Genomic DNA, 23376 nt, shown 5'->3' on the forward strand with positions numbered 1-23376 from the left:
GCTTTTGCCGCGCAGAATGATCAATCCGCGCATCTGCAGCCTGTGCCGCCCCGTTGCAGTGTTGACCGCCGTTCACATGAACCTTGATCGTCCGTGGCTATCACTAGCGCACCTCACCCGTAAACGAACGCCTTGTCGTCCAGGTCCGTCTTCGGGATCTCGTCCTTCTCGGTCCAGTAATCCTGGCTGTGCTGCCATTCCGGCTTGTCGCCGCGCTTCGGCAGCAGGTTCATGTTGCGCATGATGTAGCCGGGGTTGAAGTTTTCCGGATCGATCCACGGCAGGATCGGCATGTTGTGGTCTTCGGGGCGCAGCCTGACCTCGACCTTCTTCGTACCCTTCGCCTTCATGTGGCCGAGCAGCCGGCAGACGAAATCGGCGACGAGGTCGACGCGTAGCGTCCAGCTCGCGCGGAAATAGCCGAACACCCAGGCCATGTTCGGCACGCCCGTGAACATCATGCCGCGATAGGTGACGGTGTCGCCGAAGGCGAGCGGCTTGCCGTCGACCTCGAAGGCGATGTCGCCGAGTGCCGAGAGATTGAAGCCGGTCGCCGTGACGATGATATCGGCCTCCAGCAGCTTGCCCGATTTCAGCTGAATGCCGTTCTCTACGAAGCATTCGATCTCGTCGGTGACGACGGAAGCCTTGCCGCTGGCAATGCCCTTGAACAGATCGGCATCCGGCACGAAGGCGATGCGCTGCCGCCACGGCCGATAGGTCGGCGTGAAATGTGTCTCGACATCGTAGTCGGGGCCGAGCACCGCGCTGATCTGGCCGATCAGGTCCTTCTTCACCTGCTCGGGCTTGGAGATGCAGAGCTTCGTGAACGCGTCCTGCTCGAACAGGATCTTGCGGCGGACGATCTCGTGAATCCAGGTCTCGTCGACCTGAAGCCGTCGCAGCTCCTCGGCGATCTCGATGGCGTTGCGGCCGAGCCGGAAATAGGTCGGCGAACGCTGCAGCATGGTGACATGCGCGCATGCGTCGGCGATGTTCGGCACCAGCGTCGCCGCGGTCGCACCGGAGCCGATCACGACCACCTTCTTGTTCGCGAGATCGATATCGTCAGGCCAGGTCTGCGGATGGACGATGCGGCCCTTGAAGCGGTCCATGCCCTTCCATTCCGGTGTGTAGCCTTCGGAATGGCGATAATAACCTTGGCACATCCAGAGAAAATTCGCGGTGAAGGTCTTTGCCTCGCCCGTATCGGTCGTCGTCGCCTCGATGGTCCAGAGATTCTGTTCGCTCGACCAGCTCGCGGAGTTGATCTTGTGCTTGTAGCGGATATGCCCGGCGATATCGTTATCGTCGATCACCTCTTTCATGTAGGTGAGGATTTCTTCGGCGGTCGCGATCGGCGGGCCGACCCAGGGCTTGAAGCTGTAGCCGAAGGTGTGGAGGTCGCTGTCGGAGCGAATGCCGGGATAGCGATGCGTCGACCAGGTGCCGCCGAACGTCTCTTGCGTTTCCAGGATGACGTAGCTCGTGCCCGGCAGCTGCTTTTCGATGTGATAGGCGCTGCCGATGCCGGAGATGCCGGCACCGACGATCATCACGTCGAAATGTTCAGAAGCCTGTTTGGCCATGGCGTGACTGCGAACAGCGACATTCATTGTTGCTTCTATGCCTTGTCTTTTTCAGGCCGCCTTATTGGCGACGCGTTTCCTCCGCGACGGGCATGGTCGCCCATCGCGCTTCCGCATTAAAATGACATAGATCAATTCGCGGTCAAACTACAACGCTGCGCCCCAGCTCCGCGCGGTCTGCAAGATCCAGTCGCGATAGAGCGTGAGCGGCGTGACGCCGGTCAAGCCGCCGCAGCCGGCGGCGCCATTCGGTCCTGTGGACCAGCTGATAAGACCGACAAGCACGGGACCACTCGGCTTGTCCTCGAACACGGGACCGCCGGAATCGCCGGTACAGGCGCCGATTCCGTCGCGAACACCGTTGGTTACGGGATCGACCAGGCGAATTTGAAGCGTGCCGGGCTGCCCTGTCGCAACGAGACCGGCAACGCGCGTGGCGCCGCCGCTCTTGCCGTCGCCGCGCACGGTGACGCCGATGCCGGCGATGACGAAGCGGCCGCCGACCTGGATCGGAATATTCGGCGCGCCGACCACGACCGTCGATTTTCCCTTGAGTGGAATATCGAGTTGCAACAGCGCCACGTCGGCAGTGGCGCGATGCGCCTGCATCGCCTGCATGTTGAAGCTCGGATGGGTCGCGACGGTGCGCACGTTCAGCAATTGCGGCGCACCGTCGGTGCCGCGATCGACGATCTTGTAGTCCGCGCCGGGCTGCACGCAATGCGCAACCGTCAGCACGATTTTCGGCGCGATCAGGCTGCCGGTACAGAAATTGCCGCGCGAGCCGACAATGGTGACGACCGCGCGTGCAACGCCATCGGCCTGCGGCGTGCCGCCGCCGACGATGGCGTGAGCGGGGGTGGCGAGCAGAGCGGCAATGATGAGGGCTGCGAGCTTCTTCATGGGAACACGTATTGGAGCGGAGTCGATGCGGGCGCGGATTGCTTCGGACTGGTCCTTGCCGATAACGCATGCTAGCGCTCTTGGAAAGGAATTGACGAGGGCAGGACAGTGGCGATCGAGGCAGTGATCTTTGATTTTGGCGGCGTTTTGACCAGTTCGCCGTTCGAGGCATTCACACGGTTCGAGACGGAGCGCGGATTGCCCGCCGACATCATCCGCCGCACCAACGCTGCCAATCACCTGGAAAACGCCTGGGCCAAGTTCGAGCGGGCCGAGGTCGACATCGACACGTTCGATGCCTTGTTCTCGGAGGAGTCGCGCGCGCTCGGCGCGCAAGTGCGTGGCCGCGACGTGCTGCCGCTGCTCCAGGGCGATCTGCGCCCCGAGATGGTCGAGGCGCTCAAGCGCATCAAGGCGCAATTCAAGACCGGCTGCATCACCAACAATCTCCCCGCCAACGCCATCGGCAGCATGACCGGACGCTCGCTTTACATTGCCGAAGTGATGGTGCTGTTCGACCACGTCATCGAGTCCGCCAAGATCGGCCTGCGCAAGCCCGATCCGCGAATCTACGGGATGATGGTGGAGACGCTGAAGGTCGATCCGAAGAAGTGCATTTATCTCGACGATCTCGGCGTCAACCTGAAGCCGGCGCGGGAGATGGGCATGACCACGATCAAGGTCACGAGCGGCTCGCAAGCGATCGCGGAGCTCGAGGCGGCGACGGGGTTGAAGCTGAGCTAGCTCGCAAAGACCGTAGGGTGGGCAAAGCGGAAGCGTGCCCACCACAAGCAGATGGTGGGCACGGCGCTTTCGCGCCTTTGCCCACCCTACGAGACCTATTCCGCCGCAGCAGCAATCCGCTCGGGGAACGCAGCAGCCAGCGAAGCTCGATCCGCCTTCAGCACGCCGCGCTCAGTGATCAACCCCGTCACCAGCCGCGCGGGCGTCACGTCGAAGGCATAGTTCGCCACCGGTGATCCCTCCGGCACGATGCGAACCGTTTCCAGCCTTCCATCCGCGGTGCGGCCGGTCATGTCGGTGACTTCCGTGCCGCTGCGCTGCTCGATCGGGATGTCTCGGATGCCGTCATCGACGGCGAAATCGATGGTCGGCGACGGCAGCGCGACGTAGAACGGCACGCCGTTGTCGTGCGCGGCGAGCGCCTTCAAGTATGTGCCGATCTTGTTGCAGACGTCGCCATTGGCGGCGACGCGGTCGGTGCCGACGATGGCGAGATCGACCATGCCGTGCTGCATCAGGTGTCCCCCGGTGTTGTCGGGGATGACCGTGTGCGGCACGCCGTGATGGCCGAGCTCCCACGCCGTGAGCGAGGCGCCCTGGTTGCGCGGGCGGGTCTCGTCGACCCAGACATGGACCTTGATGCCGCGCTCATGCGCGAGATAGATCGGCGCCGTTGCCGTGCCCCAGTCGACGGTCGCGAGCCAGCCGGCATTGCAATGGGTCAGCACGTTGACCACTTCGCCCGGTTTCTTCGCCGCGATCGCCTCGATCAGCTTCAGGCCGTTGCCGGCGATGCCGCGGTTGATCTCGACGTCCTGCTCGACGATCTCGTCGGCGCGCGCATAGGCGGCTTCCGCCCGCTCGGCCGGATCGATTGGCGCGAGCGTCGCACGCATCTCGTCGAGCGCCCATTTCAGATTGATCGCGGTCGGCCGCGCCACGACCAGCGTCTCATAGGCGCGCTTCAGGCCGGCGTCGGAGGCGTTCTCGCGCATCGCGAGCGCCATGCCGTAGGCCGCGGTGGCGCCGATCAGCGGCGCACCGCGCACCAGCATGTCGCGGATGGCGACGGCCGCATCCTCGCACGAGGTCAGCTTCGCAACGACGAACTCATGCGGCAACCGGCGCTGATCGATCGCACCGACCGACCAGCCATCGCGCTCGCGCCAGATGCTTCGGAAATGCTTGCCGTCGACCTTCATGGCATTCTGCCTTTTCGTTCTTCTTGCGTCTCACCCGCGCAGGATGCGCCCGGCCACCGCATCGAGCTTCTTCAGGAGTTCGGGATCGCGCGCCTCGGGTGCGGTGATCAGCGCGGTGTCGAGCGCACGGTCCGAACCGATCGGGCACGGCTCGTGCTCGCGCGGAAAATCCTTTGCGAGCCGCGCCACCAGCGCCTTGGCCTTGTCGGCGTTCGAGTTCAGCACGCGGATGATGTCCTGCACGGTGACGGCGTCGTGATCGGGATGCCAGCAGTCGAAATCCGTCACCATCGCGACGGTGGCATAGCAGATCTCCGCCTCACGGGCGAGTTTCGCTTCCGGCATGTTGGTCATGCCGATCACGGAGTAACCGTGCGTCTTGTAGGTCATGCTCTCCGCATAGGTGGAGAATTGCGGGCCCTCCATGCAGACATAGGTGCCGCCGCGCGCGATCGCGATGCCCTCGGCTTCGGCCGCCGCTGCAAGATGGATGCGCAAGCGCGGCGAGACCGGATGCGCCATCGACACGTGCGCGACACAGCCGCGGCCGAAGAACGAGCTCTCGCGCTTGTAGGTGCGGTCGACGAACTGATCGACGAGAACGAACGTGCCGGGCGGCAGTTCCTCCCTGAAGGAACCGCAGGCCGACAGCGAGATCAGGTCAGTGACGCCGGCGCGCTTCAGCACGTCGATGTTGGCGCGATAGTTGATGTCGGAGGGCGACAACCGGTGGCCCTTGTCGTGCCGCGGCAGGAATACGATGGGCAGGCCCGCGATGGAGCCGCGGCGGAGCGGCGCCGATGGCTCGCCCCAGGGGCTCTTGATCACCTCTTCGTGCGCGCCCTCAAGGCCCGGCAGGTCGTAGATGCCGGAGCCACCGATGATGCCCAATACCGCCTGCGCCATGCCTGCTCCACCCTGTCCGCTACATGCGACATGGTTAAGCTATGCCAGTTTTGCTGGGGTTTTGGAACGGGGGTGGTGGGTCGGATGCCGCTGACGTGAGGAGCGGTGGCGCGGTCCTCACACTCGATGTCGTCCCCGCGAAAGCGGGGACCCATAACCACAGGCCGTTGTTTGGCGAAGACTCGCAGTTCGGTACCGCGACCTTCAACGATCGATAGATTCCGCGGTATGGGTCCCTGCGTTCGCAGGGACGACACCGGGAGAGAGTTACGACCTATTAAGCCGCGGCCGCCAGCTTCAGCTGGGTCGCAACCATCCGTTCCAGCGTCTCGACCGACTGGAAATTCTCCGGCGTGATCTCGGCTTGCGGGATGGTGAAGTCGAACTCGGCTTCGACACCCAGCATCAGATTGACCATGTCCATCGAGGTCAGGCCGACGTCGACGAGCTTCGCCTGTGGCGTGACATCAGCGCTGAGCGAGTTCTGCGCGAGGATGCCCTTCACCAGCTTGATGATGCGATTGCGCAATTCGGTGTCGAAGGCCTGCATCGGTAAATTCCCATCTGTCATCAAAGTCGGACCGGTCGCCGGCTACGATGGGCACGGCCAGCCGATCTCGCAATGGGCGTCACCATTACTTCGGGTTTCTTAGTAAACGATGACTCAGATTGTCTGGAATTCGCCCTTCTTCCAGAACCCTAACGCGAGCTTCGAATTTCCGGCGATGCAAACAACCGGACCTTAACTGTCCATTCGGAATTGGGCTTCGTTTACCCTCTATTTCATCGACGAATTTGAATTAAATCCGTAGCCTCGTCTCACAAGCAAAGATGGTCGGGGGATCGCTCTACACGGCGTCGCGAATGATGCCGGCGATCCTGAACGGCAAACCGGAGGCGGACGAGTATGAACGTGCGTGAAGCGGTCCTCACTGTCGACGATACACAAACGAGTTTTCTCGAACAGGGTCCCTCCCTGATCGAGCGCGCTGCCCGGACCGCCGCTGCGGCGGCTGCCGACGCAGACGGCGTCGATCGCGACGCCCGCTTTCCCCATAAAGCGTTCGACGTCGCACGGGAGCAAAAACTGCTCGGCGTCATGATCCCGGTCGAGTTCGGCGGCTTCGGTGCCTCGATCCACGACGTCACCGACATCTGCTACACGCTCGGGCGCGCCTGCGCCTCGACCGCGATGATCTACGCGATGCACACGACAAAGGTCGCTTGCGTGACCAGGCACGGCCACGGCATTCCCTGGATGGAAACCATGATGCGCCGGGTCGCGCGCGACCAGTGGCTGCTCGCCTCCTCCACCACGGAAGGCCAGAACGGCGGCAACGTCCGTTCCAGCGCGGCGGCGGTGGATCACGCCGACGACACCATCTCGCTGGTGCGCGACGCCACAGTGATCTCCTACGGTGCCGAGGCCGACGGTCTCGTCACCATCGCCCGCCGCGCCACCAATGCTGCCGCTTCCGACCAGGTGCTGCTGGCGCTCGCCAAGGACGACTATTCGCTGAAGCAGACCCAGGGCTGGGAAACGCTCGGCATGCGCGGCACCTGCTCCACCGGTTTCGAGCTGAAGGTCGATTGCCCCGCCGACCGCGTCTTCCCCGAGGCCTATGACAAGATCCACGCCCAGACCATGACGCCGTTCGCCCATCTGTGCTGGTCGTCGGCCTGGGCCGGCATTGCCGCCGCCGCCGTCACGCGCGCGCAGGCCTTCATCCGCAAGGCGGCCCGTTCGTCCGGCGGGCAGATGCCGCCAGCCGCCGCCCATTTCACCGCTGCGAAGATGTCGCTCGCAAAACTGCGCGCGCTGATCGCGGCCAATATCGATGCCTTTGCCCGCGCCGAGCATGACGAGCGCGCGCTCGGCTCGCTCGACTTCCAATCCTCGATCACGCTGCTCAAGGTGCAGGCCTCCGAGCTCGCGGTCGAGACCGTGATGCACGCGATGCGCACCGCCGGCCTCTCCGGCTACCGTAATGACGGCGAATTCACCATGGGCCGTCACCTGCGCGACGTGCTGTCGTCGCCGATCATGATCAACAACGACCGCATTCTGGCCAACGCCGCGACCTCGACGCTGATGAGCGGCGTGCCGGCAAGCCTTCATGACTGAAACAACAAGAACAATTTTCAGATAGCAGGACACCATCCCATGAACATTGCCGTCCTCCCCAACTCGCCCGAGACCGCGCCTGAAATTGCCGATCCGCTCGATCATCTCGCCGACAAGCTGTTCCACCGCATGGGCTCGGACGGCGTCTATGCGCGCACCGCGCTCTATGAGGGCGTCGTCGAGAAGCTCGCCGCGCTGATCACTCGGCATCGCGAGGCCGGCACCGAAGCGCTGCGCTTCCCGCCGGTGATGAGCCGGGCCCAGCTGGAGAAATCAGGCTATCTCAAGAGCTTTCCGAACCTGCTCGGCTGCGTCTGCGGCCTGCACGGCACCGAACGCGAGATCAACGCCGCGGTGAGCCGCTTCGATGCCGGCGGCGACTGGACCACCTCGCTCTCGCCGGCCGACCTCGTGCTCTCGCCCGCCGCCTGCTATCCGGTCTATCCGATCGCGGCGAGCCGCGGCCAATTGCCAAAGGGCGGCCTGCGCTTCGACGTCGCCGCCGACTGCTTCCGCCGCGAGCCGTCGAAGCATCTCGACCGGCTGCAATCGTTCCGGATGCGCGAATATGTCTGCATCGGCACGCCCGATGACGTCGCCGATTTCCGCGACCGCTGGATGGTGCGCGCGCAGAAGATCGCGACCGACCTCGGCCTGACCTTCCGTGTCGACTATGCCAGCGACCCCTTCTTCGGCCGCGTCGGCCAGATGAAGGCGGTGAGTCAGAAGCAGCAGCAGCTCAAGTTCGAGCTCTTGATCCCGCTGCGCTCGGAAGAGCAGCCGACCGCCTGCATGAGCTTCAACTATCACCGCGAACATTTCGGCACGACCTGGGGCATCCAGGACGCCAATGGCGAGCCCGCTCACACCGGCTGCGTCGCCTTCGGCATGGATCGCCTCGCCGTCGCCATGTTCCACACCCACGGCACCGACCTTTCCGCCTGGCCCGCCAAGGTGCGGGAGATCATGGGCATGCAGTCGCAGATCGCGACTGAAGCCCATGGCGAAGGCTGGCGCTAACTCAACTCACGAGGCCTCCCATTTCCACGGGCAAGACGAGCGTGATCCACACCAAGGTCCGATGCCGCGAGATCACCGAAGCCGACGTCGAGAAGGTCGCAGACCTGTTGACGCGCGGCTTTGTCGGCCGCTCGTACAATTACTGGATCCAGGGCCTGCGCCGGCAGGCCTTCCGGCCTGTGCCGGAGGGCTACCCGCGCTTCGGCTACATGCTCGACAATGACGGTACGCCGGTCGGCGTGCTGCTGCTGATCTACACGACGCGCAAGGTCGGCGAGGAGACCGCCATCCAGTGCAATTTGTCGAGCTGGTATGTCGATCCGGCCTACCGCAACTATGCGCCGCTGCTGACCAAGATCGCGCAGCGGCACAAGGACGTCACCTATCTCAACATCTCGCCGGCGCCGTGGACCTGGCCGATCATCGAGACCCAGGGTTTTCGCGCCTATTGCCGCGGCATCTTCTTCTCCGTGCCGGCGCTGACGCGCGCCCCGCGCTGGAGCAAGATCGAGGTCATCCCGCAGCACGCCAAGGCCATCGAGGGACTTTCCGCCGAGGAGACTGAGCTGTTGACGCGGCATGCGCGCTACAATTGCCTCAGCCTGGTCGTCCGCACGCCGAAGGGAACGTTCCCGTTCATCCTGCAACCAGTGCGCATCCGCCGCGGCTTCATCGCGCCGCCCGCGATGAAGCTGATCTATTGCCGCAGCGCCGCCGAATACGCCGCCTGCGCCGGCCGCATCGGCCGGCTCTTGCTGCGGCTCGGCAAGATCTCGGTCGCGGTCGATGCCAACGGCCCGATCCCCGGCCTCGCCGGCATTTATACCGAGCGGCGCGGCCGCAAATATTTCAAGGGCCCGCACCGCCCGCAGCTCGGCGACCTCACCGACACCGAGCTCGTGCTGTACGGACCGTAGGCCTCTTGTCGTCCCTGCGAACGCAGGGACCCATACCGCGGAATCTATCGGTAAACGCAAGGTCCCAGTAACGCGGCAAAGCCTCTTCACGGCCAGTCTTCGCCAAACGTCTTCCTGTGGTTATGGGTCCCTGCGTTCGCAGGGACGACAGCGGAACAGCGGAGTTTGCTGCGCGCTCTCGGGCCAACTCTGGCTTGCAGGCACTTCCGCATTCGCGTGCCGGCACAGACCTTTCCCCATCGCCAGTCACCCTCCGTAAACTACTGCGCTTAAGGGAATTTTCCCGCCTGTTCGCTACCCTCGGCGCCCGAATTACGTTGCGTTAAGTCTATTGCCCGCCGAGACCCGCCGATCCCATGACGTCGACCCGCGACAATGAGCTTGGTGCACGCCGCGAGCAGGGCCCGGAGGCCCTGGTCGGGCTGAGCCAGCTTGCGCTCGATCACATGGAGCAGGGCGTCTGCGTCTACGATGCCGACAACCGGATCGTGCTGGTCAATCAGCGCTACCTCAGCCTGTTCGACATGTCGGCCGACATCGTGCGGGTGGGCGCGAGCTACCGCGAGGTGCTTGCGCACAGCGCGAGGCGCGGCAACTTTCCCGAGGACGAGCTCGACACGCTGTATTCGGCGCGGATCGCGCAGATCGCAGCGGGCAAGCCGTTCCGGACCGAGCAGCGGCTTGCGACCGGCCTCGTCATGTCGCTCGAGCTGAAGCCGCTTCCCGGCGGCGGCTGGATGACGATCTGCGACGACGTCAGCCGCCTTGCCCGGCTCGAAGCGGAATTGCGTTTGCAGACCGAGCGCAGCCAGCACGCGCTCGCCAACATGTCGCACGGCCTCATCATGTATGATGCCGACAGCCGCGTCGTGGTCTGCAACGAACGCTTCCTGAACCTCTACGATCTCGACCCCGAGGTCGTGAAACCGGGCGTCACGCACTGCACGGCGATCGACCATTGGCTGTCGCGCGGCAATTTGCCGGGCATGTCGGCCGACGAATTTCTTGGCACCAGGCTGGAGGACGTGCGCGAAAGGAAAGCGAAAACCCTGCTGGTGATGCGCTACGACGGGCGGATGGTGCAGGCGGTCTCGCGCTTCCTGCCCGACGGCGGCTGGGTGACCGTGCACGAGGACGTCACCGAGCGGCTGCAATACGAGGAGACGCTGCGGCAGCAGAATTTCATCCTTGATGCCGCGCTTGAGAACATGGCGCACGGGCTCGCCTTCTACGACAGCGACATGCGTCTGCGCGTCTGCAACACCACCTACCGCACCATCTACCGGCTGTCGCCGGAGGAGACCAGACCCGGCACGCATCTCGGCGAGCTGATCGAGCGCTCGATAACGAACGGCGCGTTCTCCTCGGAATACAGCCCGCAGCAGATCCTCGAAGCCGCCCGCGCCCGGATCGCCAGCCGCGACTCCTCGCCGATGCGCCGGAGCATGTCGAACGACACCGTGATCTCGGTGCGCTATTGCGCGCTGGCCGAGGGCGGCTTCGTCGCCACCTACGAGGACATCACCGAGCGCGAGCGCGCGGTCGAGGAGCTGAGCGAGCAATACCGCCGCTTCGATGCGGCGCTGAACAACATGAGCCAGGGCCTGTGCATGCTCGATGCCAGCCTGCGCGTCATCGTGTGCAACCGCCGCTACATCGAGATGTACGGCCTCTCCCCGGACGTGGTGAAGCCCGGCGTCTCGATGCGCGAGATCATGGAGCACAGCTGCGACCTCGGCATCCATCCGAATACGACCGGGGCCACGCTCTATGCCGATTATGTCGAGCGGCTGCGGGAAGGCGAGCACACGCTGCACCGTCATTTGAGCGATGGCCGTATCATCAAGCTCAACCACAAGCGGATGGAGCATGGCGGCTGGGTCGTCACCTATGAGGACGTCACCGAGCGCCACAAGGCGCAGGCGCGCGTGGCGCACATGGCGCGGCACGATTCCCTGACTGACCTGCCCAACCGCACGCTGTTCCGCGAGAAGATGGGCGAGGGGCTGAACCAGGTCGCGATCGCCGGCGGCGCGATGGCGGTGCTCTGCTTCGACCTCGACAATTTCAAGACCGTCAACGACCGCCTTGGCCATGCTGCCGGCGACCGGTTGCTGCGCTGGGTCGCAGCGCGGCTGAAGGAGAATGTCGGCGAGAACGACACAGTCGCGCGCCTCGGCGGCGACGAATTCGCCGTGCTCCAGCGCGGGCCGCAGCCGGAATCGGCCGAGAAGCTCGCCCGCCACTTGGTCGAGATCATCGGCCATCCGCCGGCGCTGGAAAGCCAGTCGATCCATGTCGGCGTCTCCGTCGGCATCGCGATCGCGCCCGATCACGGCCTGGATGCCGACGAGCTGATGAAATGCGCCGACCTCGCGCTGTACCAGGCCAAGGCCAGAGGCCGCGGCGCCTATCAGCTGTTCGAGCCCGAGATGGAGGAAGAGGCGCGCAGCCGCCACGCGCTGGAGCACGACCTGCGCACCGCACTGGAGCGGCGCGAATTCCATCTGGTGTTCCAGCCGCAGGTGCGGCTCGACACCACCGAGCTCACCGGCTTCGAGGCGCTGCTGCGCTGGAAACATCCCTCGCGCGGCTTCGTCTCGCCCGCCGAGTTCATTCCGATCGCGGAAGAGAATGGGCTGATCGTCCCGATCGGCGAATGGGTGCTGCGCACCGCCTGCGCCACGGCCGCCTCATGGCCTGATGTCACCGTCGCGGTCAATCTGTCGCCCGTGCAGTTCCGCTCGCGCGGGCTGGTCGCGATGGTCACGAGCGCGCTGGCGGAGGCCGGCCTGCCGCCGCAGCGTCTCGAGCTCGAGGTCACCGAGACCGCCCTGCTCGACGACAGCGAGGCGACCATCGAGATCCTGCATCAGCTTCGCGCGCTGAGCGTCCGCGTCAGCCTCGACGATTTCGGCGTCGGCTATTCCTCGCTGAGCTACCTGCGCAAGTTTCCGTTCGACCGCATCAAGATCGATCGCTCCTTCGTCGGCACGCTCGGCGAAAGCCCGGAAAGCGTTGCCATCGTCCGCACCATTGCCAGCCTCGGCTCCGTGCTCGGCGTCGAGACCACGGCGGAGGGCGTCGAGACCATCGAGCAGCTCGACTTCGTCCGCGGATGCGGCTGCACCGCCGTGCAGGGATATTATTTCGGCAAGCCGTGCCCGGCAGCCGAGGTCGGGCGTACCATCGAGACGCTGAACGCGGTTCGCCGCATGGCGTAAGGGCTCAGGCTCCCGCAAATTCCGCCTCTCGGCACACCTCCAAACGACGAATTGTCGCACGCCCCGTTTCCGCCGGGATAGCAGCCTCGACCGCCCTGCCCGGTCCGCGCAACGCGCTTTTCTTCTCGCGTGATTTCAGGAACAATCGCCTCACAAGAACGAGAGACGGCGGTCCAGCGAGGCCGCTGCGCGGGAGGAATTTCGATGTCGCGATACGGGCTGAAGACGTTCGCCTTTGCCGCCATGCATATTGTCGGCGCCTTGCTTGCAACTGCCGCCGGTGCGCAGGACTATCCCAGTAAACCCATCACGCTGATCGTGCCATGGCCGGCCGGCGGCTCCACCGACATCTCAATGCGCGCCATCGCCGACAGCGCCTCGAAGGTGCTGGGGCAGCCGATCGTGATCGACAACAAGGCCGGCGGCGGCGGCACGGTGGGACCGGCGACCATGGCCGCGGCCGCCAAGCCCGACGGCTACACCATTGCGCAGATTCCTATCACCGTGTTCCGCCTGCCCCTGATGCAGGAGGTGTCGTGGGATCCGGCCAAGGACTTCACCTACATCATCCACCTCACCGGCTACACCTTCGGCGTGACCACGAGCGCGGAATCGCAGTTCAAGTCCTGGAAGGATGTCGTCGACTTCGCCAAGGCCAATCCGGGCAAGGTGACCTATGCGACTCCCGGCACCGGCACCTCGCTGCATATCGGCATGGAGCAGATCGCGGCGATGTCCGGCATCAAGCTCACGCAGGTGCCGTTCAAGGGCGGCGCGGAGACCAACGCCGCCGTGCTCGGCCAGCACACCATGCTGCAGGCCGACTCCACCGGTTGGCGGCCGTTGGTCGACGCCGGCAAGCTAAAGCTGCTGATGGTGTGGACCGGCGCACGGTCGCCGAACTATCCCGATGTGCCGACGCTGAAGGAGCTCGGCTATCCCATGGTCTATGATTCCCCGTTCGGCGTTGCCGGACCGAAGGGCATGGATCCCAAGATCGTCGCCAAGCTGCACGATGCCTTCAAGAAGGCGGTCGAGGATCCCGCGGTGATCGCGACGCTCGCGAAATACGACATGGTGCCGAACTACAAGAACACCGAGGACTACAAGAAATTCGTCGTCGAGGTCACGGAGTCCGAGCGCAAGGTGATCGACAGCCTCGGGCTTGCGAAGAAGTAGGACTGAATTGCCACACATGCCGGCGTCATCCTGAGGTGCGAGCCGCGGTTGCGGCTCGCCTCGAAGGATGGATCGTGGCACCGTCGCCCTTCGAGGGCCGTTGAAGAAGCGGCCACCTCAGCGACAACGGCTTCGCCGTTGCGCAGGGGTGACGGCGATCTAGAGGTGCTTCGAATGAGCAACCAAACCAACGTCAAACTCCGCCTCAACAACTCCGAGCTCTGGGGCGGGCTGATCGGGCTTGCGCTCGGCGGCTTCGTGATCTGGCAGGGATTGAAGCTCAAGCTCGGCACCATCAACGATCCCGGCTCCGGCTATGTGCTGTTCTACACGGGCATCCTGATGTGCGTGTTCGCGGGCAGCATCATCATCGCAGCGATCACCGAGGGTGGCCCGACGCTGGCCTCGCGCTGGGAGAATGCGCGCTGGAGCAAGCCGCTGCTCGTCATCGCCTGCCTCACGGCGTTCTCCTTCGCGCTGGAGCCGCTGGGATTTCTGCTATCTTCGATCCCGCTGATGCTGCTGCTACTCCGACTGATCGATCCCGTGCGCTGGACGCTGGCGATCCCGATCGCTGTGCTGGTGCCATCAGGCATGTGGTGGGTGCTCAAGCGGCTGCTGTTGATCCAGCTGCCCTCGGGCCTGTTCGGGATCGGCTGATCGCATGGACACACTTGCTAATGTCGCACATGGGTTCGGCGTCGCGCTGCTGCCGATCAACCTGCTCTACTGCTTCATCGGCGTCTTCATCGGTACGCTGGTCGGCGTGCTGCCCGGCATCGGGCCGATCTCGGCGATGTCGCTGCTGCTGCCGGTGACGCTGTCAGGCACACCGGAATCCGGCATCATCATGATGGCCGGCATCTATTACGGCTCGATGTATGGGGGATCGACCACCTCGATCCTGGTCAACATCCCCGGCGAAGCCGCCTCCGTCGTCACCTGCATCGACGGCCACCAGATGGCAAAGCAGGGCCGCGCCGGTCCCGCGCTCGGCATCTCCGCCTTCGGCTCCTTCATCGCCGGCACCTTTGCGCTGATCGCCCTGATGCTGGTGGCGCCACGGCTTGCGAGCATCGCCATCGCGTTCGGCCCGGCCGAGTATTTCAGCCTGATGGTACTCGGCCTCGTGGTGCTCACCTTCCTCACCCAAGGCTCGATGCCGAAGGCACTGCTGATGGCGTGCATCGGCGTCGTGCTCGGATTGATCGGGCTCGACAGCATCACGGCGCAGCCGCGCCTCACCTTCGGCCGCATGGAGTTGATCGACGGCATCGGCCTCGTGCCCGTGGTGATGGGCCTGTTCGGCGTCGCCGAGGTGCTGCTCAACACCGAGCAGGCGATCAAGCGCGACATCATCAACGCGAAGATCACGCAGCTGTTGCCCAACAGGGCCGATTGGCAGGCGAGCACCGGCCCGGTGGCGCGCGGCACGCTGCTCGGCTTCCTGCTCGGCATTCTCCCGGGCGGCGGCGCAGTGGTGGCTTCGTTTGCCTCCTACGCGCTGGAGAAACGGCTGTCGAAAACGCCCGAGCGGTTCGGCCACGGGGCGATCGAGGGCGTCGCGGGTCCGGAGTCAGCCAATAACGCGGCGGCCGGCGGCGCATTCATTCCGTTGATGACGCTCGGCATCCCGCCGAACGTGGTGATGGCGCTGCTGCTGGGCGCCTTTGTCATCCACGGCCTGCAGCCGGGACCGCTGCTGATCACGCAAAACCCCGGCCTGTTCTGGGGCATCGTCGCCAGCATGTATATCGGCAACGTCATGCTGCTGATCCTGAACCTGCCGATGATCGGCATGTGGGTGCAGCTCCTGAAGCTGCCCTACAATATCCTGTTCCCGCTGATCATCCTGTTCACGATCCTCGGCGTCTACTGCTCCAGCAACAACGTGTTCGACGTCTATGTGATGATCGCGTTCGGCATCATCGGCTATTTCATGCGCAAGCTCGGCTACGAGCCGGCGCCGCTGGTGCTCGCCTTCGTGCTCGGGCCGATGCTGGAGAACAATCTGCGCAAGTCGCTGATCCTGTCGCAGGGCGATCTCTGGACCTTCGTGCAGCGGCCGATCTCGGCGGCGTGCCTCGTGCTGGCACTGATCCTGCTGATCGCGCCATTGCTACCGTCGTTGCGCAAGAAGCGCGAGCTGGTGGCGCTGGATGAAGGGGTATAAAGGTTTCGTAGGGTGGGCAAGGGCGCGCACGCGCCGTGCCCACCATCTCTCTATGGTGGGCACGCTACGCTTTGCCCACCCTACGGCACCTGCGCAAGGAGCGCGGCACGGCGCGATCACCCCTCGCCGCTTCCCGCCAGCCGGTCGCGCAGGGCGCCGATCACGCGATGGGCCGTCTCGATGTCCTTCACCGACAATCCATCCGACAGGCCATTGACCCACGGGACCTGCAAGCGGCCGGCGACATCGTAGATCTGCCTGCCCTTGTCGGTGAGCACCACGAGCTGCGCCCGGCGATGATGCGGGTTGGTCTCGAATACGACGAGACCGTCCCGCTCCAGATCGTTGACGATGCGCTGCACGTTCTGGCGGTTGGCGCCGAGATTGCGCGCCAGCCAGGCGACGGGCTCCGGCCGCTCGGCATCGACGATCGCCCCGAGGATCTGCCAGCGCGCGCTGGTGAGGCCGAGCGAGGCGACCAGCCGGTCACCTGCGGTCAGGAGCAGGCCGTTGGCCCGGAACAGGTCGAGGATCAGGCCGGTCAGGGCATCGCCCACCGGGGTCCGCTTGGTCCTGGTCATTTGTAACGATTGCTCCGTATTGACATCATCATGTCAAACTCATATGTCATATCTTGTCGAATTGACATGATGATACCAAATTAGACGGAGTGATGCCATGCCCCAGATGCGCCCTCTCGACCCCGCCTTCCCGATCGACCGCCAGATCGCGCTCGATGCCGGTCCCGTGGTGCTGGTCAATCTGTTCACGCTCGATGCCGCGGATGAGCAGAGTTTTCTGACGAGCTGGCAGGACGATGCCGCCTTCATGAAGCGACAGCCGGGTTTCATCTCGACCCAGCTCCACCGTGCCGTCGGCGACAATCCGACCTATCTCAATTACGCAGTGTGGGAATCCAACGCGCATTTCCGCGCGGCGTTCACCCACCCGGAATTCCGCGCCAAGATCGCGGACTACCCGGCGTCGGCAGTCGCCAGCCCGCATCTGTTCCAGAAGGTCGCGGTGCCAGGAATTTGCGTGGCGTAGCTGCGCCGCAATGGCGGGCGCAAAGTTACCCCACGCACACGATCGTAGGGGTGGGCAACGGTGCGCTCGCGCCGTGCCCACCATCTCTCCCCGAATGCAACAGACGTCGTGGGCACGCTTCGCTTTGCCCACCCTACGGCATCTCAACTACCGCACCTCAACCGCCGCAGGCAGCGCGCTGTCCGGCGGTGCGCCCCATGGGCGGTCGGCTGAGGCGAGGCCGATCAGGCGGCCCTGGATGTAGTCGCAGCCCCAGTCGCGCAGCATGTTTGCGGCCTCCTCGTCCTGCACCCATTCGGCGACGGTCTTGATGTCGAGACGGCGGGCGAGGTCGATCAGGGTCTGCACGAAGGCGCGGTCGTCGGCGGAATGGGTGATGTTCTGCACGAAGGCGCCGTCGATCTTGACGATATCGACGCCGAGCTTGCGCAGGTTGCGGAACGAGGTGTAGCCGGCGCCGAAATCATCGATGGCGATGCGGCTGCCGAAATGCTTGAGCCGCCCGACGAAGGCGCGGACATCGTCGATGTCCTGGATCGCGACAGTCTCGGTGATCTCGACGATCAGCCGTTCGGCAACGCCGGGATGGGCCTGCATCAGCGATTCGATTCCGGCCCACCAGTCCGGATCCATGGTCGTATCCGGCGAGATGTTGAGGCTGAGGCAGATGCCGGGCGCCGCCGCAAGCTCGGCGACCACGAGCTCGAGCACGCGGTGATCGACCAGGCGGATCAGGCCGAGGCGCTCGGCGACCGGCACGATGTCGGGCGCGAGCAGCACCTGGCCGTCGCCCTGATCCATCCGCACCAGGCATTCGTGGAATGCGCGCTCGCGCGAGGCGGCCGCGACCACCGGCTCATAGGCGAGCCTGATCCGACGCTCGTTCAGCGCGGTCACGATCTCGTCGGTGACGCGGATGTTGACGCGGCGCTGCGCGTCGCGCGCGGCATCCGGACGCCAGGCCGCGAACGAGCCGGCGCGGCGCCGCTTGGCGGCATCCAGCGTCTCATGGGCTCGATTGACCGCCTCGTCGGTGCTGCGGGCGTAGCGCGGCACGCTGACCGCGCCGATCGAGGCCGTGACCGAGACCGGCCCGGATTTGGTCGGCACCACCTCGTCGCGGATGCCGGCGAGGAAGCGTTCGGCGGCAACGTTCATGTCGTCGACGGTGCAGTTCTTCAGGATCAGGCCGAACTTGTTGCCGGAGAAGCGCCCGAGCACATCGCCGCCGCGCAGCCGCGCGCGGATGCGCTTGGCGACGTCGAGAATGACAGCGTCGGCGACGTCGAAGCCGAAGGCGTCGTTGACGCGGGCGAGATGATCGATGCCCACCAGCATGAAGGCGGCGGTCGAGCGGAAGCGGGTCGTCTCCTCGATCGACTCGGCCAGCGCCGCGATCAGATGCGAGCGGTTCAACTCGCCGGTCAGCGGATCGAGCCGAGCGAGCCTCGTCAGCTCCTCGTCGCGGGCGTGACGCTCATTGTTGATGCGGATGGAGCCGATCGCGCGCGTGGGGCGGCCATCGGCGCCGGCGAACCAGCGGCCGGTCTCTTCGATCCAGACCACGGGATCGGCGGCGCTCATGCGCACACCATACTCGACCCGGTAGGGCGTGCCGTCGGCGCCGTGCACCGCGGAGGTCTGGGTCAGCGAGGCGGTCCGCAGCGACTGCGAAGGCTCGATCAACTTGGCGAATTCAGCGCCGGTGGCGAGCCGCTCAGTGGGGATACCGGGGAAGACCGCGCCGACTTGGTCGCCCCAGGCAATGGCGTCACTGGCGATGTCCCAGGCGAATACGGCTTGGCCAAGCGCGGCCAGGATGTCGGAGGCTTGCGGCAATGCGGGGATCAAAATCGCCTCATTTCGGGACAACAGGGGAGTCCGGAGCCGGCACAGGATAGAGCCAGATTCGCCCCCGACCCTAGGCAAAGTTGATAAACAATTTGGAAACCACGTTTCTGCGCGCGGCGGAACCAAACCGGCCCGCGCGGCATAGGCCTTGCGAGTACTGACTCGCACCCGGCGCCAGCGTCCCGAAACGCGACATCTTCGCCGGATCAACGGTGATTGCGATGTTGGGTACTGATCGATCGAACGTGGTGGAAGCCGGCACGGGCACGGCCCTGGTGCCGGTCGTGCCCACGCTTGCGTGGGTTCATAAGATGCCGCTGCCGCGCCCCGATCCGAGCTTCGTCACCCAGCTGATCGCCAATGCCGAGCACCTGCCCCAGACCACACGATTGCGCCGCGGCTCCTCTGAAGACGCGCGGATGGCCTATGGCAGCAAGCGCCCGCTCGGAAGCGTCGCCGCACGCACGCGGCAGGTGGCTTGAGATTGATTTGAAGTGAGACGGCGCTTCTTACCTCTCCCCGCTTGCGGGGAGAGGTCGGATCGCTCTTGCGATCCGGGTGAGGGGGGGTACAGGTCCCACGGCTATCTCATCCTTGGAGAGAGGCCCCTCACCCCGACCCTCTCCCCGTAAGAACGGGGTGAGGGAGCACACTGCCGCCGCGGTGCGATGCGAGCAAATCCAGAGAAATCAGCGCGGCGCGTCGGGAGACGACGGCGTGCCGTTGCCCGGCTGGAGATGCGGCGAGGGGATTTCCGGCGAGGGCGGGTTCACCGGCTTCGGCGCGGGATGATCCATCAGCACGGATTCGGCGACCGACTGCGCCGAGGGCGCGGGCGGCACGACAGGCGCTGCCTGTGGCGCGGGCGCCGGCTCGAACCTGGGCTCGGACAATTTGGGTTCGGACGGGGGTTCGTCCGCCGGCGCTTCAGCCTGACGCTTGGCCTTACGCGGCGCCGGCACCGTCTCGGCGACATAGGCGACGCGGCGGCGCGTGCGCTGGGCGATGCCGCCGAAGAAATCGGCCATCGCGAGCAGCACCAGCAGGAAAAAAGTGGAGTTGCCGAACTTGGGCCACATCACGAATTCGGCCGCGGCCGCGCCGAACACGATCAGCGACAGCAGATGATCCATCACGAATTTCGAGCCGGGCCGCGCGCCTTTGACCACCTCGAGCAGCAACAGCACCACGCCGAGTGCGAGCAGGAGATCGGCCAGCGTCACCGGCCAGGTCTCGCCCGTGATCATCGGCACCTTGAACAGCACGTCCGTGAAGGACACGCTCGGCATCAGGAAGGCGATGATGTTGTAGACCGCGAGCGGAATCAGGAGCAGCGGGAAACCGACCATCGGCGAAATGCCTTCTCGATCAAGATATCCAGACAGGACAATGCGGCGGCGAAGCATTGGCTCCGCCGCCGTCACTGTCATATCTCATGGGTTGGCCGAAATCAGGCAGGTCAAATCGTCCTGCCCCAAGAAAGGTCCTGAAACTCAGGACTCTTTCTTCTTCAGGACCTGACGGCCCTTGTACATGCCGGTCTTGAGGTCGAGATGGTGCGGACGACGGAGCTCGCCGGAGTCCTTGTCTTCCACATAGGTCGGCTTCTTGATGGCGTCTGCCGAGCGGCGCATGCCACGGCGCGACGGCGAGGTTTTTCTTCTCGGAACGGCCATTTCAATATCCTCTAGGGATTGGTGTCATCAGGGCATCGTCCGCGAGGGGACGGCTCAGCACCCGCAATACGAGGCGAGCTGAATGCCGATCAAGGCCGCGCTTATAGAGGAAGGCTGGCCGTAAAGCTAGGCTCTTGGGCCGGAAAATATGCCCCAAATGGGCCCGAAATCAGCGATTTTCCCGCCAGCAGGTCACAAGCGAGGTCGCCTGCCCCCTCGCCATATAGGTCGCCGCCAGCCGCCGGACACCCGGGCCGGGGGTCCGGGCGCTGCGTTTGACCGGGTTCGGCAGGATCGAGGCCAGAAGCGCGGCCTCCCGAGGGGAGAGGTTCTCGGCCGATTTGCCGAAGGCATAGGCGCTGGCCGCCTCCACCCCGAACTGGCCCTGGGGGCCGAGTTCGGCGATGTTGAGGTAAATTTCCAGGATCCGCGCCTTGGGCAGGACGAGGTCGATCCACAGCGCCAGCGGGAATTCCAGCGCCTTGCGGACGAAATCCCGGCCCTGCCAGAGGAACAGGTTCTTCGCCACCTGCTGGGTGATGGTGGAGGCGCCCCGGAAAGCGGTGCCGTCCTCCCTGGCGTCGTCGATGGCCTCGCGTAGCGCGCCCCAATCGATGCCGTGATGCTTGCAGAAATGGGCGTCCTCGGCCGCCACCACTGCGCGCGGCAGATAGGGCGACATATCAGCCAGATCGATCCACTCCCGCTGCATCGGCGCGCCGCGCAAGCTGCGCCAGGCCATCAGCGTCGAAACCGGATGGCCAATGCGGTAGAACGGCGTGATCACATAGGGCATGAGAACCACGATCGCGAGCAGCGCCAGCAGGATTTTAACGATGCGCAAATCGACCTTTCCGGCGGAAAACGAAACGCGGCCACGAGCCCGGCATTAAGTCTGTGATAATTCGGGCCTTTTCCAGCACTTTTTACGCCTTCCAAACGATTGACTGGGGCTGGCGCATAAAGGATTGTCCGGCCGAATTTTAGTTCTGGAGCCCTTCTTGATGACCGGCACGTCCCCGTCCGATTTCGCCAAACGTCTGGACAAGACCGCTGATGATACCGAGGCCCTGCTCGGGCGCCTGCTGTCGGACGACATCCTGCACGATGAGATCGCCCGGCCCAAGCGACTGATGGACGCAATGCGCTATTCGAGCCTCAACGGCGGCAAGCGCCTGCGGCCGTTCCTGGTGGTCGAGAGCGCGGCCGTGTTCGGCGTGCCCCGCGAAGCGGCGCTGCTCGCCGGCGCCGCGCTCGAATGCATCCATTGCTATTCGCTGATCCATGACGACCTGCCGGCGATGGACAATTCGGACCTGCGCCGCGGCCGCCCCACCCTGCACAAGAAGACCGATGACGCCACCGCGATCCTCGCTGGCGACGGGCTCCTGACGCTCGCCTTCGACATCATCACCCGCGACGAGATCCATCGCGACGCCAATGTGCGCCTGCTGCTAACGCGCGCGCTGGCGCGCTGCGCCGGCATCGGCGGCATGGTCGGCGGCCAGATCCTCGATCTCGCCGGCGAAGGCCGCTTTGGCGGCAACGAGCCGATCGATGTCGCCCGCATTCAGCAGATGAAGACCGGCGCGCTGCTGCGTTACGGCTGCATCGCCGGCGCGATCCTCGGCCAGGCCTCGCAGAAGGAATATCAGGCGCTCGACGATTACGGCCGCGCGCTCGGCGAAGCCTTCCAGATCGCCGACGACCTGCTCGACGTCGAAGGCGATGCGGCTGCGCTCGGCAAGCCGGCCGGTGCCGATGCTGCGCTCGGCAAGACCACCTTCGTCACCCAGCTCGGCATCGAAGGCGCCAAGCAGCGCGTGCGCGACCTGCTCGCGCGCGCCGACAGCGCGGTGTCGATCTTCGGCGATCGCGCCGCCGTGCTGCAGGCCGCCGCGCGGTTTGTGGCCGAACGGAAGAGCTAAGGTTGGGTTTTCACCTCTCCCGCTTGCGGGAGAGGTCGGATCGCGACAGCGATCCGGGCGAGGGCACTCTCCTCTTGGGGGGTCTCGCTTGTGGAGACACCCTCTCCCCACCCCTCCCTCGCAAGCGGGAGAGGAAGCGCACCGGCGATGCGGCGACAAGGCGAGTTGATCGAGACGGTCGAAGTCGAAATGGCCACTGACAAGGAAGATCCCGTCCTCGTTCACTTCCGCCAGATGTCGCGGCCGGTGCGGCTGATCTATGCGCGGCCGCGGACCTTCATCTCGCTTGGCGTCGGCATTCTCGTCTGCCTGCTATTGCCGGGTTCGCACCGGCTGGTGACGCGGCTGTTGTTCGGCTGGGATGCCCTGATCGCGGTCTATCTCGTGCTGGTTTACACGATGATGCTCTGCAACGATCACCTGCACATCCGCCGCGCGGCTGCGATGCAGGACGACGGTCGCTTCGTGATCCTGCTCGTGACGGCGATCGGCGCCTTCGCCAGCATTGCCGCAATCGTCTCAGAACTCGGCACGCCGCAGCGCGGCGCCGCCGAGCTGACCGTCGCGATCAGCACCATCGCGCTGTCATGGGCCGCCGTGCACACGACCTTCGCGCTGCATTACGCCCATGATTACTATCGGAACGCCAAGCCGGGCGGTCTGCAGTTTCCGAGCGGCGACAAGGACGTCCACGCCGACTATTGGGACTTCGTCTATTTTTCCTTCGTCATCGGCATGACCGCGCAGGTCTCCGACGTCGGCATCACCGACAAGACCATCCGCCGCACCGCCACCGCGCATGGCATCGTGTCATTCATCTACAACACGGCCTTGCTGGCGCTGACGGTGAACATCGCGGCGAGCGCGATCTCGAACTGATCTGTCATCCCGA

General features: G+C 64.7%; 22 protein-coding genes. 12 read left to right on the plus strand and 10 right to left on the minus strand.

What is annotated here, in order from left to right; translation table 11 throughout:
* Positions 1 to 113: 113 nt before the first annotated feature.
* Positions 114 to 1616: a flavin-containing monooxygenase gene (locus WN72_RS45880; protein WP_092211967.1), complete on the minus strand. Its 1503-nt coding sequence runs from the start codon at positions 1614 to 1616 to the stop codon at positions 114 to 116.
* 120 nt (positions 1617 to 1736) lie between these two features.
* Positions 1737 to 2492 (minus strand): S1 family peptidase, encoded by a 756-nt coding sequence (locus tag WN72_RS45885; RefSeq protein WP_092211965.1) that lies wholly within the window; start codon positions 2490 to 2492, stop codon positions 1737 to 1739.
* A 108-nt stretch (positions 2493 to 2600) separates the two neighbouring features.
* Here WN72_RS45885 and WN72_RS45890 point away from each other — a divergent pair, with 108 nt between their 5' ends.
* On the plus strand, positions 2601 to 3236 hold the full coding sequence (locus WN72_RS45890; RefSeq protein WP_167380575.1) for an HAD-IA family hydrolase: 636 nt from the start codon (positions 2601 to 2603) through the stop codon (positions 3234 to 3236).
* 95 nt (positions 3237 to 3331) lie between these two features.
* Here the strand turns inward: WN72_RS45890 and mtnA are convergent, their stop codons facing one another.
* The 3 genes from mtnA to WN72_RS45905 all read right to left on the minus strand — a co-directional run bounded on the left by mtnA (position 3332) and on the right by WN72_RS45905 (position 5894).
* Entirely contained in the window at positions 3332 to 4438 is a 1107-nt protein-coding gene (gene mtnA, locus WN72_RS45895; RefSeq protein ID WP_027563243.1) for an S-methyl-5-thioribose-1-phosphate isomerase, read from the minus strand.
* A gap of 30 nt (positions 4439 to 4468) precedes the next feature.
* Complete coding sequence (locus WN72_RS45900; protein ID WP_092211963.1) at positions 4469 to 5344, minus strand: S-methyl-5'-thioadenosine phosphorylase; 876 nt, start codon at positions 5342 to 5344, stop codon at positions 4469 to 4471.
* 277 nt (positions 5345 to 5621) lie between these two features.
* Complete coding sequence (locus WN72_RS45905; RefSeq protein WP_092211961.1) at positions 5622 to 5894, minus strand: phosphopantetheine-binding protein; 273 nt, start codon at positions 5892 to 5894, stop codon at positions 5622 to 5624.
* A 357-nt stretch (positions 5895 to 6251) separates the two neighbouring features.
* Between WN72_RS45905 and WN72_RS45910 the strand changes: the two genes are divergently transcribed.
* The 7 genes from WN72_RS45910 to WN72_RS45940 all read left to right on the plus strand — a co-directional run bounded on the left by WN72_RS45910 (position 6252) and on the right by WN72_RS45940 (position 15982).
* Positions 6252 to 7469 carry an acyl-CoA dehydrogenase family protein gene (locus WN72_RS45910; RefSeq protein ID WP_027563246.1) on the plus strand — a complete coding sequence of 406 codons (1218 nt, stop codon included), beginning with the start codon at positions 6252 to 6254 and terminating at the stop codon, positions 7467 to 7469.
* A gap of 39 nt (positions 7470 to 7508) precedes the next feature.
* Positions 7509 to 8489: an amino acid--[acyl-carrier-protein] ligase gene (locus WN72_RS45915; RefSeq protein ID WP_027563247.1), complete on the plus strand. Its 981-nt coding sequence runs from the start codon at positions 7509 to 7511 to the stop codon at positions 8487 to 8489.
* A gap of 41 nt (positions 8490 to 8530) precedes the next feature.
* Positions 8531 to 9406, plus strand: a complete 876-nt coding sequence (locus WN72_RS45920; RefSeq protein WP_027563248.1) for a hypothetical protein — start codon at positions 8531 to 8533, stop codon at positions 9404 to 9406.
* 356 nt (positions 9407 to 9762) lie between these two features.
* Positions 9763 to 12630 carry a PAS-domain containing protein gene (locus WN72_RS45925; RefSeq protein ID WP_092211959.1) on the plus strand — a complete coding sequence of 956 codons (2868 nt, stop codon included), beginning with the start codon at positions 9763 to 9765 and terminating at the stop codon, positions 12628 to 12630.
* Between the two features lie 204 nt (positions 12631 to 12834).
* Positions 12835 to 13809 carry a tripartite tricarboxylate transporter substrate binding protein gene (locus tag WN72_RS45930; protein WP_092211957.1) on the plus strand — a complete coding sequence of 325 codons (975 nt, stop codon included), beginning with the start codon at positions 12835 to 12837 and terminating at the stop codon, positions 13807 to 13809.
* Between the two features lie 174 nt (positions 13810 to 13983).
* Complete coding sequence (locus WN72_RS45935) at positions 13984 to 14469, plus strand: tripartite tricarboxylate transporter TctB family protein (protein ID WP_027563251.1); 486 nt, start codon at positions 13984 to 13986, stop codon at positions 14467 to 14469.
* 4 nt (positions 14470 to 14473) lie between these two features.
* A complete protein-coding gene (locus WN72_RS45940; RefSeq protein WP_092211953.1) occupies positions 14474 to 15982 on the plus strand; it encodes a tripartite tricarboxylate transporter permease in 1509 nt (502 codons plus the stop codon).
* Between the two features lie 116 nt (positions 15983 to 16098).
* Here WN72_RS45940 and WN72_RS45945 read toward each other — a convergent pair whose 3' ends face one another.
* On the minus strand, positions 16099 to 16563 hold the full coding sequence (locus WN72_RS45945) for a MarR family winged helix-turn-helix transcriptional regulator (RefSeq protein ID WP_092211951.1): 465 nt from the start codon (positions 16561 to 16563) through the stop codon (positions 16099 to 16101).
* 97 nt (positions 16564 to 16660) lie between these two features.
* Between WN72_RS45945 and WN72_RS45950 the strand changes: the two genes are divergently transcribed.
* Positions 16661 to 17029 (plus strand): antibiotic biosynthesis monooxygenase family protein, encoded by a 369-nt coding sequence (locus WN72_RS45950; protein WP_092211949.1) that lies wholly within the window; start codon positions 16661 to 16663, stop codon positions 17027 to 17029.
* A gap of 147 nt (positions 17030 to 17176) precedes the next feature.
* On the opposite strand, the gene WN72_RS45955 is transcribed toward WN72_RS45950, so the two are convergent.
* Positions 17177 to 18880, minus strand: a complete 1704-nt coding sequence (locus WN72_RS45955; RefSeq protein ID WP_092212395.1) for a bifunctional diguanylate cyclase/phosphodiesterase — start codon at positions 18878 to 18880, stop codon at positions 17177 to 17179.
* Positions 18881 to 19101: 221 nt separating this feature from the next.
* Here WN72_RS45955 and WN72_RS45960 point away from each other — a divergent pair, with 221 nt between their 5' ends.
* The gene (locus WN72_RS45960) at positions 19102 to 19362 is read left to right on the plus strand and encodes a hypothetical protein (RefSeq protein WP_167380574.1); all 261 of its coding nucleotides are present in this window, start codon (positions 19102 to 19104) and stop codon (positions 19360 to 19362) included.
* Positions 19363 to 19569: 207 nt separating this feature from the next.
* Here WN72_RS45960 and WN72_RS45965 read toward each other — a convergent pair whose 3' ends face one another.
* The 3 genes from WN72_RS45965 to mtgA all read right to left on the minus strand — a co-directional run bounded on the left by WN72_RS45965 (position 19570) and on the right by mtgA (position 21400).
* Positions 19570 to 20229, minus strand: a complete 660-nt coding sequence (locus tag WN72_RS45965; protein WP_167380573.1) for a hypothetical protein — start codon at positions 20227 to 20229, stop codon at positions 19570 to 19572.
* Between the two features lie 144 nt (positions 20230 to 20373).
* Complete coding sequence (gene rpmF, locus WN72_RS45970; protein ID WP_007598106.1) at positions 20374 to 20556, minus strand: 50S ribosomal protein L32; 183 nt, start codon at positions 20554 to 20556, stop codon at positions 20374 to 20376.
* Between the two features lie 169 nt (positions 20557 to 20725).
* Positions 20726 to 21400: a monofunctional biosynthetic peptidoglycan transglycosylase gene (gene mtgA / locus WN72_RS45975; protein WP_027563258.1), complete on the minus strand. Its 675-nt coding sequence runs from the start codon at positions 21398 to 21400 to the stop codon at positions 20726 to 20728.
* 160 nt (positions 21401 to 21560) lie between these two features.
* Here mtgA and WN72_RS45980 point away from each other — a divergent pair, with 160 nt between their 5' ends.
* A complete protein-coding gene (locus WN72_RS45980) occupies positions 21561 to 22484 on the plus strand; it encodes a polyprenyl synthetase family protein (protein WP_027563259.1) in 924 nt (307 codons plus the stop codon).
* Positions 22485 to 22673: 189 nt separating this feature from the next.
* Positions 22674 to 23363 carry a DUF1345 domain-containing protein gene (locus tag WN72_RS45985; RefSeq protein WP_027563260.1) on the plus strand — a complete coding sequence of 230 codons (690 nt, stop codon included), beginning with the start codon at positions 22674 to 22676 and terminating at the stop codon, positions 23361 to 23363.
* The last annotated feature ends 13 nt before the right edge of the window (positions 23364 to 23376 follow it).

It is taken from the genome of Bradyrhizobium arachidis (assembly GCF_015291705.1).
Classification (GTDB): domain Bacteria; phylum Pseudomonadota; class Alphaproteobacteria; order Rhizobiales; family Xanthobacteraceae; genus Bradyrhizobium; species Bradyrhizobium arachidis.